Annotated in this window: 15 protein-coding genes; 6 read left to right on the top strand and 9 right to left on the bottom strand. The window is 53.9% G+C overall.

Features of this window, described 5'->3' with window-relative positions:
- Window positions 1-119: 119 nt before the first annotated feature.
- Window positions 120-953, bottom strand: coding sequence for a zinc dependent phospholipase C family protein (locus tag LG198_RS12770; protein ID WP_230343563.1), 834 nt, complete (start codon window positions 951-953; stop codon window positions 120-122).
- 131 nt (window positions 954-1,084) lie between these two features.
- On the opposite strand from LG198_RS12770, the gene LG198_RS12775 reads away from it, so the two are divergent.
- Window positions 1,085-1,453, top strand: coding sequence for a diacylglycerol kinase (locus LG198_RS12775; protein ID WP_230343564.1), 369 nt, complete (start codon window positions 1,085-1,087; stop codon window positions 1,451-1,453).
- Between the two features lie 7 nt (window positions 1,454-1,460).
- Here the strand turns inward: LG198_RS12775 and LG198_RS12780 are convergent, their stop codons facing one another.
- Window positions 1,461-2,159 carry a hypothetical protein gene (locus LG198_RS12780; protein WP_230343565.1) on the bottom strand — a complete coding sequence of 233 codons (699 nt, stop codon included), beginning with the start codon at window positions 2,157-2,159 and terminating at the stop codon, window positions 1,461-1,463.
- Between the two features lie 108 nt (window positions 2,160-2,267).
- Between LG198_RS12780 and LG198_RS12785 the strand changes: the two genes are divergently transcribed.
- Complete coding sequence (locus tag LG198_RS12785) at window positions 2,268-3,470, top strand: glycosyltransferase (RefSeq protein ID WP_230343566.1); 1,203 nt, start codon at window positions 2,268-2,270, stop codon at window positions 3,468-3,470.
- A gap of 69 nt (window positions 3,471-3,539) precedes the next feature.
- Complete coding sequence (locus LG198_RS12790) at window positions 3,540-4,793, top strand: D-amino acid dehydrogenase (protein ID WP_230343567.1); 1,254 nt, start codon at window positions 3,540-3,542, stop codon at window positions 4,791-4,793.
- Window positions 4,794-4,863: 70 nt separating this feature from the next.
- Here the strand turns inward: LG198_RS12790 and pstB are convergent, their stop codons facing one another.
- From pstB to LG198_RS12815, 5 genes are all read right to left on the bottom strand, one after another.
- Window positions 4,864-5,643 carry a phosphate ABC transporter ATP-binding protein PstB gene (gene pstB, locus LG198_RS12795; RefSeq protein WP_230343568.1) on the bottom strand — a complete coding sequence of 260 codons (780 nt, stop codon included), beginning with the start codon at window positions 5,641-5,643 and terminating at the stop codon, window positions 4,864-4,866.
- Window positions 5,644-5,687: 44 nt separating this feature from the next.
- Entirely contained in the window at window positions 5,688-6,626 is a 939-nt protein-coding gene (gene pstA, locus LG198_RS12800) for a phosphate ABC transporter permease PstA (protein ID WP_230343569.1), read from the bottom strand.
- A 2-nt stretch (window positions 6,627-6,628) separates the two neighbouring features.
- The gene (pstC, locus tag LG198_RS12805; protein ID WP_230343570.1) at window positions 6,629-7,570 is read right to left on the bottom strand and encodes a phosphate ABC transporter permease subunit PstC; all 942 of its coding nucleotides are present in this window, start codon (window positions 7,568-7,570) and stop codon (window positions 6,629-6,631) included.
- 94 nt (window positions 7,571-7,664) lie between these two features.
- The gene (locus LG198_RS12810) at window positions 7,665-8,687 is read right to left on the bottom strand and encodes a PstS family phosphate ABC transporter substrate-binding protein (protein ID WP_407659198.1); all 1,023 of its coding nucleotides are present in this window, start codon (window positions 8,685-8,687) and stop codon (window positions 7,665-7,667) included.
- On the bottom strand, window positions 8,578-9,702 hold the full coding sequence (locus LG198_RS12815) for a trypsin-like serine protease (RefSeq protein WP_230343572.1): 1,125 nt from the start codon (window positions 9,700-9,702) through the stop codon (window positions 8,578-8,580). Before LG198_RS12815 ends, LG198_RS12810 begins: the two co-directional genes overlap by 110 nt.
- 150 nt (window positions 9,703-9,852) lie before the next feature.
- Here LG198_RS12815 and prfB point away from each other — a divergent pair.
- The 3 genes from prfB to LG198_RS12830 all read left to right on the top strand — a co-directional run bounded on the left by prfB (window position 9,853) and on the right by LG198_RS12830 (window position 13,432).
- Window positions 9,853-10,957, top strand: a protein-coding gene (prfB, locus tag LG198_RS12820; protein WP_230343573.1) for a peptide chain release factor 2 whose coding sequence is annotated in 2 segments (ribosomal slippage) — window positions 9,853-9,933 and window positions 9,935-10,957 — 1,104 coding nt in all. Because the reading frame shifts where the segments join, the coding sequence is not laid out codon by codon here.
- Between the two features lie 2 nt (window positions 10,958-10,959).
- Window positions 10,960-12,489: a lysine--tRNA ligase gene (lysS, locus tag LG198_RS12825; RefSeq protein ID WP_230343574.1), complete on the top strand. Its 1,530-nt coding sequence runs from the start codon at window positions 10,960-10,962 to the stop codon at window positions 12,487-12,489.
- Between the two features lie 391 nt (window positions 12,490-12,880).
- A complete protein-coding gene (locus LG198_RS12830) occupies window positions 12,881-13,432 on the top strand; it encodes a bactofilin family protein (RefSeq protein WP_230343575.1) in 552 nt (183 codons plus the stop codon).
- A 73-nt stretch (window positions 13,433-13,505) separates the two neighbouring features.
- Here the strand turns inward: LG198_RS12830 and LG198_RS12835 are convergent, their stop codons facing one another.
- Both LG198_RS12835 and LG198_RS12840 read right to left on the bottom strand, forming a co-directional pair.
- Window positions 13,506-15,068: a SulP family inorganic anion transporter gene (locus LG198_RS12835; protein WP_230343576.1), complete on the bottom strand. Its 1,563-nt coding sequence runs from the start codon at window positions 15,066-15,068 to the stop codon at window positions 13,506-13,508.
- Window positions 15,069-15,104: 36 nt separating this feature from the next.
- A complete protein-coding gene (locus LG198_RS12840) occupies window positions 15,105-15,770 on the bottom strand; it encodes a carbonic anhydrase (RefSeq protein WP_230343577.1) in 666 nt (221 codons plus the stop codon).
- Window positions 15,771-15,917: the final 147 nt, after the last annotated feature.

The following is a 15,917-nucleotide window of genomic DNA, read 5'->3' on the forward strand; positions in this document are numbered from 1 at the left end:
GCCAGCCTGTTTCCGCTACAAGCTCCGCTGCTCGGCGCGGTCACATGGGAGCGAAGGTCAAACCCGGACTTGGCATCGCTGCGCTCGCCCTTGATTTGGGGGGGGGCTGCGGAGCGGGCTTAGTAAAAATATTCAATCGGGCTATTCAACCGCCGTTTGAGGTCGGTAAGGCAGCGTTTACGCCAGCGTTGCATTTGTTCACCAGAAATATGGTTTAGCTCTGGTTCCCAGTGTGGACGGCCTCCCTGCAATAATGTACCGATATGGGAAAGCGCTGTCTGGGTTCTGGCGATGTAGAAGCTGAAATTACGAAATAGGCGCTTATCCATGAACCGCATGCCATGGTAGATCATTCCGGGCAGGCGCGATAAGCGCAATACGCGGTCGGCATGCCCTAGCCTTGAGATTGCCTGGATCGCTTCAGTTGGACGACAGTTGAAGTAGGGCGCGATAAAACGGCCCAGGCAATGCCGGTGCTTAAGTAGCAATTGCGTAGGGGAGCTTTCCAGCAAGGGTGCGAGGTAGGCATCCATGGCCCATTCGGCGCCTATGTGCGTGATTATGCTGTTTTCCAGCCACATGGCCTCATGTGCCGGAACAAAGTGGTTGTGGGCGATGACGTCTATGTATAAGTGGCTGGCGTAACCGATGGCGATAGCAGTTTCTTCATCATCTTGTGCGCTGGCGAGCATTTGGTGGGCGTTTTCCCAGTAGTGGCTATGGCTGAAGCGGCGCGAGACGATGGCAAGGTCCGGCAGGCAGGCACCTGCCATGACGAGTTGCGGGAAGCGGCGGATGGCGCGTTGCAGGCGCGGGTCGAGCAAGGGCATGGCCCAGAGCAGGGAGTGGGCAAAGTAGACATGGGTGACCAGGCCCCAGGCCTGGGCATCTGCGCTGTAGCTGGTCAGCGGAATCAGCCATAGTATGTGCTTGAGCAGTTTGCCGGTTTCCATGCCGCATAATGTGCGGGCTGGCGATGAATGGTTTGTGGCAAATCCGTGATTTTATTGTGACAATGGCAGTGGCTGCAGGGGATTTGCTATACTGCCGCGCTCAATTGCAAACGTACCGTTCTGGGGAATTCATGGAAAGTCCATACAAGGGCAAGACCGGCTTGCGCCGCTTGATCAATGCGTTTGGCTACTCGGTCGATGGCATTAAGGCGGCCTATCGAAATGAGGACGCTTTCCGCCAAGAAGTACTGATGGCAATCGTCCTTATTCCCCTGGCGCTCTATCTGGGCAATGACGCAGTTGCCAGGGCGCTCATGATAGGCAGTGTGTTGCTTGTGATCATCGTCGAGCTGCTTAATTCTGCAATTGAAGCCACTGTGGACCGCATCTCGCTGGAAAACCACCAGCTTGCCAAACGTGCCAAGGATATTGGCAGTGCTGCTGTGCTGCTGACCTTGATCAACCTGGTCGTGGTCTGGGGGCTGCTGATATTCGGGTAGTGTTTTTTTACCAGAGCGGCGCAGACAGCAGGCGCAAGCCGATGCTGAACCAGCGGTCCTCGCTGTTGTGCATGCGGTTGCCGTAGGTGGTGTCTATCTGTATCCGGTCCCGTACAACCCAGTAGCGTACACCTGCCTGGTAGTAAGGACGTGAGCGATGGTCGCCATAGGTTTCCGCAATCAGTTCCACGGTGTTTGAAAGCGGGATTTCCGAACCTAGTCCCCATGTAAGGTCGGTACGGCGTTTTTCCTTATCGTGCAATGCTCCCAAGTTAGTGTGCAGGATCAGTTTGTCGCTGAAGAAAGAAGCGCTGACCGGCATATAGGCATAGGTACTGCCTACCATGCTGGAATTGTTATCCAGCCTCGGATGCTGGGCATAGCCTAGCACCAGGCCATAACCATAGCCATTGGTTTCCAGCGGCTTGAATAGTGCCTTTGCCTGCATCATCAGGTCGGTATTCTGCGAGGCGCGATCTTCACGCGTCATGGCACCGCCTAATGTGAGCTCCAGATTCTCCGTCGGGCTACACCCCGGTAGCGCCCAATACTCAGTACTGTCCCGGTTGCGCTTGGCCCACGATTCGAGCTGGCAGCTTTGCGGATCCACAACACGTGCATCGTCGGTGATCATGGGGCGGGCAGCCAGTGCGACGGACGGCAGCAGTGCGGGTAGCAATAACAGTAAGGAACGGATGTTTACCATGGGACAAGTCTAGCCAAAAAATGTGACGTGCGCATGGCAATTCATTGAAGCGTCATAATCCGCAGGTATCTTCATTGCTGTGTATTCTCAAGACTGGAGAGGAATCGCGTGAAGATATTATTCATCTCGGATGTGTACTTTCCCCGTGTTAACGGGGTTTCAACATCGATTCGCACTTTTGCGGCCCAGATGCAGTCTCTCGGGCATGAAGTGCACCTGATTGCACCCGATTATGGTATCGCCACTGAAGACGAGGCCTGGATCAAGCGTATCCCGGCGCGCAGTATTTATTTCGATCCTGAAGACAAGCTGATGCGGTACGGTGAGGCACTGAAGTTGCTACCCGAGTTGCGTGACGAGAATTATGACGTGATCCATATCCATACGCCTTTTGTTGCCCATTACCTGGGTCTCAAGCTTGCGCGCATGCTGGATATTCCCTGCCTGGAGACTTATCACACCTTCTTCGAAGATTACATGCATCATTACTTGCCATGGATGCCGCAATCAATGGCACGCAAGATGGCCATCAGCATCTCCAGGCGCCAGTGCAATGCGGTCAGTGCTGTGATTGCGCCTTCGCAGCCTATGCTCAATGCCTTGCGCAACTATGGCGTCAAGGCCAGCGCTGAAGTGATTCCCACGGGCTTGCAGGACAGTAGTTTTCACGAAGCTGACGGTGAGGCTTTCCGCGATAAATACGGTATCTCGCGCTTGCGCCCCGTGGCATTGTTTGTCGGCCGCGTGGCGCATGAAAAAAACATTGATTTCCTGCTGCGCATGGCCAACGAGTTGAGGCGCCAGCAGCCCGATATGTTGCTCGTGATTGCCGGAGAAGGTCCTGCGCAAAAACATCTTGAGGCCGTCAGCGAGGAGCTTGCGTTGGGAGATAACATCAAATTTATCGGCTATCTGGATCGCAATACCGAGTTGAATGCCTGCTACAAGGCGGCCGATGTGTTTGTATTCTCCTCCAAGACCGAGACCCAGGGCTTGGTACTGCTGGAAGCCATGGCGCAAGGCGTCCCGGTGGTTGCATTGGCCGAGCTCGGCACCGAGTCTATCCTCATTGAGGGAGAAGGCGCCATGATTGCGCCTGAAGACGAGCGCATCTTTGCCGCCAAAGTATTCAGCCTGTTTGCCAATCCGAGCCGACGTACAAATCTGGGAGAGACAGCCCGGCGCTATGCAGCCAAGCACTGGACTTCCCGTCTGCAGGCAGAGCGCATGCTGCAGTTTTACCAGCGTGTGCAAAGCCGTAGTGCATTCCATGTGCTCAGCATGAATAACCTCAATGCCAAGAACGGTTAATCAGCCAGCCTCACCCAATATGTCGGCTTGATGCTAAGCTAAGCTCATCTCGTTTGATGAGGACTCAATGTGCATATCATCGTCATGGGCAGTGGCGTCATTGGTGTTACCACTGCCTGGTATCTTGCACAGGCAGGTCATGCAGTCACTGTGCTGGATCGCCAGCCCGGCCCGGCACTGGAAACCAGTTTTGCCAATGCCGGACAAGTTTCCCCTGGCTATTCAAGCCCCTGGGCCGCGCCGGGCGTTCCTCTCAAGGCAATCAAATGGATGCTGCGACGCCACGCGCCGCTGTTCATCAAGCCGGACGGCACGTGGCAGCAGTTGCGCTGGATGTGGCAATTACTGCAAAACTGTACTGCCGCACGTTACGAGCAAAACAAGGCGCGTATGGTGCGGCTGGCTGAATACAGCCGCGATTGCCTTGATCAGCTCCGTTCAGATACCGGTATCGAATATGAAGGGCGGCAGCGCGGCACCCTGCAGCTTTTCCGTACCCAGGAACAACTCGATGGTGCCTTGCGCGATATTGAAGTCCTGCGCTTTGCGCATGTGCCATTCGAACTACTGCCAAGCTCATTGCTGACCAAGGCAGAGCCCGCCTTGGCGCATGTAAAGCACAGGCTGACCGGCGGATTATGGCTGCCGCATGATGAGACCGGCGATTGCCATCTTTTCACTACCCGTTTGGCGGAAATGGCGGCTCCCAAGGGCGTGCAGTTTCTCTATGGGCAGGAGGTTAGCCAACTGCAGATTGAGAGCGGCAGGGTTGCGGGCGTGGTGGTGAATGGACAATGCCTGCAGGCGGATGCCTATATCGTTGCGCTGGCAGCGTATTCGGGTGATTTGTTAAAAGGTATCGTTGATCTGCCAGTCTACCCGGTCAAGGGATACTCGATTACCGTGCCGATTATTGAAGAAGCCAATGCACCAGTATCCACCGTGCTGGATGAAACCTACAAAACTGCGGTTACACGCTTCGACAACCGCATCCGGGTTGGCGGCATGGCTGAACTCGTCGGATTTGACCGCAGCCTGAGTTCAAGCCGGGAAACTACCTTGCGGATGATTGTTGATGATCTGTTTCCCGGGGCTGCTGACTTGAGCCAAACCAGCTTCTGGACCGGCCTGCGCCCCATGACCCCCGATGGTACGCCTATCGTAGGCGGGACTCATCTGCGCAACCTGTACCTGAATACCGGTCATGGCACTCTGGGCTGGACCATGGCTTGTGGTTCTGCGAAGTTGCTGACAGATATCATTTCCGGACGTGAAAGCGATATTCAGCATGATGATCTTGGGATCAGTCGTTACAGCGGATAAGGAGAAGACTATTCAATAAAAAGCCGGATTGCTCCGGCTTTTTATTGATGCAGCAAATACTTAAAAATACTTAACCGAATTTCCCGGTAATGTAGTCTTCAGTTTCCTTGCGGCTGGGGTTGGTAAAAATCCTATCGGTATCGTCATACTCGATCAATTCACCCAGGTACATGTAAGCGGTGTAATCGGAGACCCGTGCTGCCTGTTGCATATTGTGGGTCACCACCAGGATAGTGAGCTTGTTGCGCAGTTCAGACATCAATTCTTCGATGTTGGCGGTGGCAATGGGGTCCAGTGCAGAGGTTGGTTCATCGAACAGCATGATTTCCGGATCAGTAGCCAGTGCACGTGCAATGCACAGACGCTGTTGCTGACCGCCGGACAGGTTGAAAGCCAGGTCGTGTAGGCGGTTTTTTACCTCGTCCCAAAGGGCAGCGCCCTTGAGCGCTTCTTCCACCTTGTCGTCCACCACGCGCTTGCTGCGTTCGCCGCGCACGCGCAGGCCGTAGGCGACATTCTCGTAAATGGACTTGGGGAATGGGTTGGGCTTCTGGAACACCATGCTGATGCGCATACGCACTTCGATCGGGTCTACGCCGTTGTCGAGAATATTGGTGTTGTCGGGATGCATGACGATCTGGCCATCGTACTTGTTGCCCGGGTAGAGGTCGTGCATGCGGTTGAAGCAACGCAGGAACGTGGACTTGCCACAGCCGGATGGGCCGATCAGGGCGGTGATGCGCTTCTCGTACAGTGGCATGGTGATGCCTTTGAGCGCTTTGTGACCGCCGTTGTAATAAAAATTCAGGTCGCGTGATTCGGCTTTGACCGGGCTAGTTGTTGTCACCATGATTTAAATATCCTGATTCTGGTTTGTTCTACTTGATAAGCGGCTTACCACTTGATGTTCTTGCGGATGCGGTAACGCAGCCAGATGGCGGTGCCGTTCATGAGCAAGGTCACGACGATGATCAAGGCGCCAGTGGCGGCGGCATTGATATGGAAGGCATGATCCGGGCGTGATAGCCAGTTGAACATCTGGATGGGCAGCACAGTGAAGCCGGATTCCAGCCATTCGAAATTGATGAATGGCGCGACATCGCTCACTGGAGATGGCGGCAGGAAGGCAATAAATGTGAGTGCGCCAATAGTGATGATAGGCGCGGTTTCACCCAGTGCGCGTGCCATGCCGATAATGATGCCAGTCAGGATACCGCCGGAGGAGTAATGCAATACATGGTGGAACACGACCTGCCATTTGGTGGCGCCTACTGCATAAGCTGCCTCACGGATTGAAACCGGAATGCCGCGTATGGATTCGCGTGTCGTCACGATGACGATAGGCAGGATGAGCAGGCCCAGCGTGAGGCCTGCGGTCAGGATGCTTTCACCAAGATTCAATCCGTAGACGAACAGGCCGAGCGCGAGCAGGCCATAGACAATCGAAGGTACGCCAGCCAGGTTTGTGACGTTGATCTCAATGAGGTCGGAGAACCAGTTCTTGGGGGCGTACTCTTCCAGATAGACACCGGCTGCAACTCCCATGGGCACGGCAGAGAAGAAGGTGACCAGCATGACCAGCAATGAGCCTACCCAGGCGGATAGCAGGCCAGCGCTGGCGGCGCGACGTGAAGGGTAATTGGTCAGGAAGTCTAGGTTGAAACGGGGATAGCCATCTATCACCAAATCGATAAACAGGGTGAGCAGGGTGAGCAGGCCGATCATTAATGCCAGCAAACCGACAATCGAAAAGATAAAGTCGTTGCGCTTGTGCTTGCGGATCATTGCCCGCACTTCGGCGAGGTTTTCCAGTACGGATGCTTGTGTTGTCATGATCAATATACCTCGCGGAATCTCTTGCGGGTGAGGTGGCCGATGATGTTGAAGGTCAGCGTCATCAGCATCAGCACCAGGCCGGCCGCAAAAATACTTTGATAGCCGATGCTGCCGTGCGGCAAGTCGCCCATGGCGACTTGTACGATGTAGGCCGTAATCGTGGCGGCGCTTTCCATCGGGTTGAATGTGAGGTTAGGTTGCTGGCCGGCCGCCAGCGCTACCACCATGGTTTCACCTACAGCACGCGAGATGCCCAGGATATAGGCGGCGATGATGCCGGAGATTGCCGCTGGCGTGACGACGCGGATGGCAGTCTGGAAGCGGGTCGCACCCATGGCGTAGGAGCCTTCGCGCATGCTCATCGGAACGGCGCGCATGGCGTCTTCCGCCATGGAGCTGATATACGGGATGATCATGATGCCCATGACGATGCCGGGCCCCAGCATATTGAAACCAGGCAGTTCAGGGAAAATTTTCTGCAGCAGTGGTGTCACGAACAACAGCGCGAAATAGCCGAATACCACGGTCGGCACGCCAACCAGCAGTTCAAGGATGGGCTTGACGATTTCCCTGGTGCGGTGAGAGGCGAATTCCGAGAGGTAGATCGCGCCTATGGTGCCAAGCGGGATTGCCACAGCCAGCGCAATCGCCGATGTCGTCAATGTGCCGGAAACCAGCGGCAGAATGCCGTAGTGGGCATTCTCGAATAATGGCGTCCACTCTGTGTCAGTGAGGAAGTCGAACAGTGATACATGTTCAAAGAAGGTGTAGGACTCGTAGAGCAGAATCACGACAATCGAAATGGTGGTAGCAACGGCAGAAAGCGCTGCCAGCATCAGGATGAACTCAATGACGCGCTCCAGGATGTGGCGGCGCACATTCTTGGCCAGGCGGGCACTGATGGGAAGTTCTGCAGGTTTTTGTAACACTTGAGAGACCATGATCACATTAATGATTCGTGCATTGTAACGGAATGCAGTTATGCGGGCGATGACGGGAAGCCTGAAAAAAGCCTGGCTTCCCGTCACTAAGGGATTACTTGATACGTTTCAACAGGTCAGTGATCTTGACGCCAACTTCAGGCTCGCCGCCAAAACCAGTGCCTACCTTCTGTGCTTTCCAGTGTTCAGCCACTGCTGCATATTCATGCGCGGGCAGGGCGACATACTTCACCTCTTCTACCAGTTCCTTGCTGTTTGCCAGGTAAAAGTCGATGAATGCCTTGACGTTGGGATTGTTCTTGGCAGCGTTGGCGCTGACATAGATGAACAATGGGCGTGACAAGGGCTGGTAGGTACCGTTCATCACCGTTTCACGCGATGGCAGCACAGCAGGCGCCCCAGCCTTGGCGACGATAGGTACAGCCCTGACGCGCTTGCTGTTCTCTTCATAGTAGGCAAAGCCGAAATAGCCGGTGGCGGCGACATCGCTGGCAACGCCTTGCACCAGGACGTTGTCGTCTTCCGATGCGGTAAAGTCGCCGCGGCTTGACTTGGCCTTGCCGACGATGGCCTCAGTAAAGTAATCAAATGTACCGGAGTCTGAGCCTGCGCCAAACAGCTTCACAGGTGTATCAGGCCAGGTTGGGTTGACTTGTTTCCAGGTCTTGACCTTGCCTTGGGCTTCCGGCCCCCACAGCTTCTTCAGTTCTTCAACGGTAAAGCTTTTGATAAAGGTGTTTTTGGGGTTGACCACAACAGTGAGGGCGTCATAGGCAACCGGCAATTCGATGTAATCAATCCCTGCTGCCTTACAGGCTTCCATCTCCTTGGTCAGGATGGGGCGTGAAGCTTCGGAGATGTCTGTTTCACCGCGACAGAACTTCTTGAAGCCGCCGCCGGTGCCGGAAATGCCCACGGTCACCTTGATGCGTTTTGCCTTCTGGAATTCCTCGGCCACAGCCTCGGTAATGGGGTAAACAGTGCTGGAGCCGTCGATGCGGATAATGTCATTCTTGTTTGCGGCTGCATTGGCTTGTGGCATGGAAAATGCAACGGCAACGAGGGCAGCAACGCCTGCTGCCTTCAGTAACTGGTTTGGAACAAAGTGGGATGGCATATGGGCTCCGTGATTGGTCTGGTGTTGCCTCGCATCTGAAGTCCAGCTCCGCTTTGATGGCAACGTGGCAAATATAAAGATGAAATGTTGCAGGTTTGTGACAATTCAGCAAAAACGCCATTTTGCCTGATGCAAACCATGGATGCCAGGCGTGTTGGGCAAACCGGGAATCAGGCCCTGCGCCCAGTCCTGCCAGCAAAAGCAGGCCTGATGCGAGTAATGCCGACAGGCCGGGCTCAGGTACGGCACTAACATTGCCAATAGCGGTGCCCAGGGTAAGACCTTCGCTGGTGGCAGTGTCTATCCAGGTCGGGAGCTGCCTTCGTACTTCATCCGGATCGGTCGGGACGTATAGCAACATGGTGATATCTATCCAGTCGCGGTAGGCCGTCGGCTGCACATAGCAAGAATTATTGGCGCGGCAGATGGCGGAGGCAATGCCCCCCAATACCAGGTTTTCCATACTGGCCGGGTCCATGAACAGACCGCTGCCACTGTCGCCACCTTGCACGATTGCGCTGCCTGTGGGTGACCTGTCGGTGAGTATCCAGTGGACAATCTGGCTGCCATAGCGGGCCGAACTGTCGACCAGCGTGGTTTCAACATAGTGTCCGTTACCACTGCCGCTGGCATTGGCAAGGGTAACCGTATCGTATTGGCCGAGATTGCTGGCGTCGATATAGGTCAGGTTGAGCGAAGTGTAGCTATCTGCCTCGATTGGCGTGGCAAGGTGCAGCAATGCCAGGTCGTTGCCTGGGAAGCGGTAGCCGGGCAGTATGAATTGCGCATCTATCATCGCTTCGCCCTGGCCGGAAGAAAACAGTTTGTTCGTGGTGGCTGCATGTCCTGCGGTCAGCACCCAGTTGGGCGCGATCAGTACGCCATCAACGCCTCCAATAATCTGGCCGACCATGCCGAAATCGGTGGTTGGAGTGCTACCAACCAGGGCAAATACAGGTGTGCTGGATAGCATGCCTGCAAGTAACAATATGCGGCCGAGGTTTGAATGACGCATAGCTGACTCCGATTTTATATAAATGAGAATTATTCTACATAAAACCCGAGTGCTGGAATACATAAGGCCTTGTCTGGGTATTGTGAACAGCGGCCAGCAAGGCATTAATGTATAATTACCGGCTTTGAATTCAGCAGGTTCGGACATTTCATGGAAGCGGAACAACTCAATCTAATTGCCAATCGCCTGGATGACCTTATCGAGCGTCAGCAGGCCCTTCGGGGGTATCTTTGACTTCGAAACCAAGCAACAGCGCCTAGAAGAAGTCTCGCAACTGCTGGAAGACCCCAACATCTGGAATGACAACGAGCGCTCGCAAAAGCTAGGCAAGGAGCGTCGCGAGCTGGAGTTTATCGTCAAGTCCCTGGTTGAGGTTGATAACGGCGTGCGCGATAGCCGCGAGCTGTTCGAGATGGCACGCGAGGAAAACGATGACGATACATTGCAAAGCATAGACAGCGACACCCAGGCACTGGAAAAGGTCGTGGCGGAAATGGAGTTCCGCCGTATGTTTGCCCATCCGATGGATCCGAACAACTGTTTCCTTGACATACAGTCCGGCTCTGGCGGGACCGAGGCGCAGGATTGGGCCTCCATGCTGTTGCGCATGTATTTGCGCTATTGCGAGCGCCGGGGCCTGAAAGTCGAGGTGCTGGAAGAATCGGAAGGCGACGTGGCCGGTATCAAGAGCGCATCGCTCAAGATTTCCGGCGATTACGCCTATGGCTATCTGCGCACCGAGAGCGGCGTGCATCGCCTGGTGCGCAAGTCGCCATTTGATTCCGGCAATCGCCGGCATACCTCGTTCGCCAGCGTGTTCGTCTATCCCGAGGTAGATGACTCCATCGTCGTGGAGATCAACCCGGCTGATCTGCGCATTGATACCTACCGTGCCTCCGGCGCAGGCGGGCAGCACATCAACAAGACCGATTCCGCGGTGCGTATTACCCATTTGCCGACCAATACTGTGGTGCAGTGCCAGAATGACCGTTCGCAACATCGCAACAAGGATGAGGCGATGAACATGCTGAAGGCGCAGTTGTATGCACTGGAATTGCGCAAACGCAATGAAGAAAAGCAGGCGATGGAAGATGCCAAGACCGACATCGGCTGGGGCCACCAGATCCGCTCCTACGTGCTCGACCAGTCGCGCATCAAGGATTTGCGTACCAATGTTGAGGTCGGCAATACCCAGGGTGTGCTGGATGGCGACCTGGATCCGTTTATTTCTGAAAGTTTGAAGCAGGGAGTGTAAGGGTGAGTGACGCACAAAATTCCAAGCCTATTAATGAGGCAGCCAGTGTGCAGCAGGACGAAAACCACGTGATCGCCGAGCGTCGCGAGAAGCTCAAGGCGATTCGTGAAAAAGGTGTTGCTTTCCCCAATGACTTCAGACCCGAGCATGCCGCCCAAAGCCTGCATGACCTCTACGATGCCCAGGAGGGCGAAGCGCTGGATGCGCAGGCCGTACAGGTATCCATTGCCGGGCGCATGATGTTGAAGCGCGTGATGGGCAAGGCCAGTTTTGCGACCGTGCAGGACAAGAGTGGCCGTCTCCAGGTGTTTGTCACCAGGGAAAATATTGGCGAAGAGCTGTATGACGCATTCAAGAAATGGGACTTGGGTGACATCGTTGCGGCACGCGGCGTGCTGTTCAAGACCAAGACTGGCGAGTTGTCCGTTAAGGTGAATGAGCTGCGTTTGCTGACCAAGTCTTTACGTCCGCTGCCGGAAAAGTTTCATGGCCTGGCCGATCAGGAGACCAAGTACCGTCAGCGTTATGTTGACCTGATTGTTTCCGACGAGACCCGCAAGACCTTTATCGCACGTAGTAAAATCGTGGCGGCCATACGGGCTTTCATGCTCAGCAACGAGTTTCTTGAAGTTGAAACTCCTATGTTGCACCCGATTCCAGGCGGCGCTTCTGCCAAGCCGTTCATCACGCATCACAATGCGCTGGATATGCAGATGTATATGCGCATTGCGCCCGAGCTCTATTTGAAGCGCCTGGTCGTGGGCGGGTTTGACCGCGTGTTCGAGATTAACCGCAATTTCCGTAACGAGGGCTTGAGCGTACGCCATAACCCCGAGTTCACCATGATGGAATTCTATGCGGCTTACACTGACTACAAGTGGCTGATGGACTTTACCGAGAGTTGCATCCGCGCAGCGGCAATTGCCGCCTGTGGTTCTGCCGTGGTGCAGTACCAGGGACGCGAGCTTGACCTGGGCAAGCCGTTTGAGCGCTTGACCATTGTCGGCGCCATCCAGAAATATGCGCCGCAATACACGCTCGAGCAGCTCAATGACCAAGCCTTCCTGCGCCAGGAACTCAAGAAGTTTGGCGTGGAGGCCTTTGCCCATCTGGGCCTGGGTGCGTTGCAACTGGCCCTGTTTGAAGAAACTGCGGAAAGCCAGCTCTGGAACCCCACCTATATCATTGATTACCCGGTAGAGGTTTCGCCACTTGCGCGTGCTTCAGATAGCAACCCAGAAATCACTGAGCGTTACGAGCTGTTTATTACAGGCCGTGAAATTGCCAATGGTTTCTCCGAGTTGAACGATGCCGAAGATCAGGCGGCACGCTTCCATGCCCAGGTAGCTGCCAAGGAGGCAGGCGATGATGAGGCCATGTATTACGATGCGGACTTCATCCGTGCGCTGGAATACGGCCTGCCGCCGACTGGTGGATGCGGCATCGGTATCGATCGCCTGGTCATGTTATTGACGGATAGTCCAAGCATCCGGGACGTGATTCTGTTCCCGCATATGCGGCCAGAACATTAAGTCTCTGTAAGGCCAAGGCTGGGTTTTCCCAGCTTTTTTTATTTATGTGCATACTTTTGCGATTGTTGCTTGTAGGCGACAAGCGTTTTTCCTGTAGGAGTGGATGACGTATTTTGATGGCCTCTGCTGTATGCCTGATATCGCATTGTTTGAAGGCTGCATGCTTTGTTTATTGATGACTTGTAGGGCTGAGTAATTGGAGGAGTCAATGTGTTGCGTCGTAGATAGGCGACGTTTTTCTTGGGAATCTCGTGTTGATTATGAAATTATTTTTTCAATATCATGATTTTTAATCATTAATTCTAGATGGCACACACTTTGCTGACTCTCGGTGGTCTCGGCTCATTCCCAGAATGGGTCTATTTGTCATATCAAACGAGAGGTTCGATTCATGTTAAACAAGCAAGGTTTATTCAGCCGTACTCCCAGTCCTCAAGGTAGTAGTGTCAATCCAGTGTCTTCTTCTCCTTTGAATAGCAAGCCTGAACCAACCCCTGTATCACATCACGTAGCCGCAGCAAGCAATACCACTGCCGCGAAAAACGAAACGACAGCCAATGCAGGCGTGCATGCTGATAGCCAGACTGGCAGCCGTCTGATTGTTGGGCCTGACGTCAAGCTGAAGGGTGCCGAGATCCAGGATTGTGACATTCTTGTCGTGGAAGGGCGTGTAGAGGCGACGATGGATAGCCGCGTGATCCAGATCGCAGAGCACGGCTCGTTTTCTGGCAAGGTCGGCATTGATGTAGCCGAGGTGCATGGCAATTTTGAAGGTGAGCTGACTGCGCGCAGCCAATTGATCATTCACTCTACCGGCCGCGTCAGCGGGAAAATCCGCTATGGCAAGATCCTCATTGAAGAAGGTGGAGAGCTTTCTGGCGATATTGCCTCACTCTCTGTTGAAGAGGGTAGCAGCAAAGTGAAGCGTATTCAGTCAGCATAAAGTAATGACTTTGGCTAAATAAAAAAGCCCCGGATGGGGCTTTTTTATTGCTGCAAACTACTGGCAACAGGGATCAAGTGCCGCTGGCGGCAGCTGCTCCCTTGGTGTGGTACTTGCTGATCAGGCTATCCCATTCAATGGTGACATTGCCGCCTGTCATCTGGTATTGCTTTTGCCAGCCACTCAATAGCTCAATGCAAGCATGGTCGATGTATTCCAGGTCATTGAATTGCACATGGACGTCACGGCCCGATTCCAAATTGTCCAGCACGGCAACCAGCTTGGGGATGCCAAGCTGCGTGGCAGAACCCTTGAGATGCAGGGTTGTGTTCTTGCTGTTGGGTTTATGCTCGGCCTTGATGGAAACATGGGAGAACACATACAGTAGCTTGGCGATAGACAATAACAAGCCAGTCACAACGCCGGCCAGCAGGTTGAAGCTGACAATAGTGACGATGGTGATGATGTAGATTGCCAGTTCAGCCTTGCCGTAGGACAGTAGTTCCTTGGCCACTTTGGGGTAAGCCAGCTTGTAGCCGGTATAGACCAATACGCCGGCCAGGGTGGCGACCGGGATGTATTCCAGTGTGAACAGGAATACGCTGATGAACAGCAGCAACCAAAGGCCATGCAAGATGGTGGAGGCGCGAGTGGTGGCACCTGCTTCCACGTTGGCGCTGGAACGCACGATAACACCTGTCATCGGCAATGCGCTCAAGAAGCCGCAAATGGCGTTACCTGCGCCTTGCGCCATCAGTTCGCGGTCGTACTTGGTGCGTACTCCTTGATGCATCTGGTCCACGGCTGCGCAAGACAGTAGCGACTCGGCACTGGCAATGAATGCGAGTGAAACAACGGCCAGCAGCACGCCGACCGTCATGGAGGCCTCTACTGTACTCAGTGTTGGCGTGATGATCGTGCCCAGAATGTTCTGCAGGTTGGTTGGGCCGTCAAACAGGTCGGTCAGGTATTTGATATCGAAGCCAAACAGGTTGGCAATAATCACTGCCAGCACTACGCCGATCAATGCACCCGGAATCAGTTTGAATTTGGCCGGGGCATAGCGAGTCCAGAGCACAATGGAGGCGATGGTAAGCAGGCCAGTAACCGCGGCATAGATATTGGCGCCATCATGTGATGAAAATATCTCGATCAGCGCATTGGGGATGTCCAGCAGATTTTTGATGCCGCTGGATAGCGGATCCCGATCAAGCATGATATGGAATTGCGAGCCTATGATCAGAATGCCGATGCCGCCCAGCATGCCGTGGATCACGGCAGGCGAGATGGCGCGGAACCATACGCCCAGCTTGAATACGCCAGCGAGCACCTGCACCAGGCCTGCCAGCAATACGATGACGCCATAAATGGCAATGCCGAATTCGGCCACAATATCGGCCACGATCACGACCAGGCCGGCCGCAGGGCCGCTCACTGTCAATGGGGAGCCTGAAATCGCGCCTACAATCAAGCCGCCGATAATGCCTGTAATGATGCCGGCCGTTGGCGGCAAGCCTGAGGCAATTGCAATGCCCAGGCATAGCGGCACTGCCACCAGGAATACAACAATGGAGGCAAAGAAATCTTTGCTGAAGCTGCCAGTTTTCACAGCATCTGTGGTGGTTTGAGTTGTCATGCTAATTTGTCCTGAGAGGGTTTCATCCTGAGGATGCTAGTTCTGCACCATGGGATGGTCTGAGCTGAAAATCTGGTAGTGCTCAGGGAATGACACTGTGGCAGTTGCCAGATCGTAAACGCCACCTACAATGCCGATTTCGCTCTTGTTCAAAAGTTCACGCAGGATTTCACTGGAGTTCCAGATGGCGTCGATTTGAGTCTTGACGTTGAGTTCACATACATGGTTTACAAAAACATCATTTGACGAGGAGCGGTTTTCCTTGGTGGTGGTTTCGGCTTCCACGGCAGGGAAGATCATCTTGGTAATTTCGCCGATATGACCGCCGGAAAAGCCGTCACAAGCCGCTTTGACGGCACCGCAATTGGAATGGCCCAGTACCACGATCAGTTTGCTTCCGAGGTATTTGCATGAATATTCCAGGCTGCCAATGGCCTTGCGGGAAGCGATGTTGCCAGCCAGGCGTACACTGAAAAGATCACCCAGGCCCTGATCGAAGATCAGTTCCGTGGAAGTGCGGGAGTCGCTACAACTCAGGATGGCGGCAAAAGGATGTTGTTTATCCTTGGTGATGTTGACCACATTGAGCAAATCGCGATGGGCGGAGATGTTCTGGGTAAAACGTTCATTGCCCTCCAGCAAGATGGCCAAGGCCTCTTGTGGCGACATCTTCTCACGATCTTTTAGCGGATGTTTGTACATATTCTAGCTTCCCCTAATAAGTTAAAAATCAGCATATTTATAGATGGTTTCCGAAATAAACGGTCTTAAAAAAGACAGGAGAAGAATCATTTCGTTCCGTATAAATATGATTATTATAGGCAATTCTCATTATTTCTATAAAAAACA

It is taken from the genome of Methylobacillus arboreus (assembly GCF_020532725.1).
Taxonomy (GTDB): domain Bacteria; phylum Pseudomonadota; class Gammaproteobacteria; order Burkholderiales; family Methylophilaceae; genus Methylobacillus; species Methylobacillus arboreus.

Coding starts and splice junctions, on each gene's coding strand:
- LG198_RS12770 (WP_230343563.1), bottom strand. CDS start 953: ATGGAAACCGGCAAACTGCTCAAGCACATACTATGGCTGATTCCGCTG.
- LG198_RS12775 (WP_230343564.1), top strand. CDS start 1,085: ATGGAAAGTCCATACAAGGGCAAGACCGGCTTGCGCCGCTTGATCAAT.
- LG198_RS12780 (WP_230343565.1), bottom strand. CDS start 2,159: ATGGTAAACATCCGTTCCTTACTGTTATTGCTACCCGCACTGCTGCCG.
- pstB (WP_230343568.1), bottom strand. CDS start 5,643: ATGGTGACAACAACTAGCCCGGTCAAAGCCGAATCACGCGACCTGAAT.
- pstA (WP_230343569.1), bottom strand. CDS start 6,626: ATGACAACACAAGCATCCGTACTGGAAAACCTCGCCGAAGTGCGGGCA.
- pstC (WP_230343570.1), bottom strand. CDS start 7,570: ATGGTCTCTCAAGTGTTACAAAAACCTGCAGAACTTCCCATCAGTGCC.
- LG198_RS12810 (WP_407659198.1), bottom strand. CDS start 8,687: ATGCCATCCCACTTTGTTCCAAACCAGTTACTGAAGGCAGCAGGCGTT.
- LG198_RS12815 (WP_230343572.1), bottom strand. CDS start 9,702: ATGCGTCATTCAAACCTCGGCCGCATATTGTTACTTGCAGGCATGCTA.
- LG198_RS12830 (WP_230343575.1), top strand. CDS start 12,881: ATGTTAAACAAGCAAGGTTTATTCAGCCGTACTCCCAGTCCTCAAGGT.
- LG198_RS12835 (WP_230343576.1), bottom strand. CDS start 15,068: ATGACAACTCAAACCACCACAGATGCTGTGAAAACTGGCAGCTTCAGC.
- LG198_RS12840 (WP_230343577.1), bottom strand. CDS start 15,770: ATGTACAAACATCCGCTAAAAGATCGTGAGAAGATGTCGCCACAAGAG.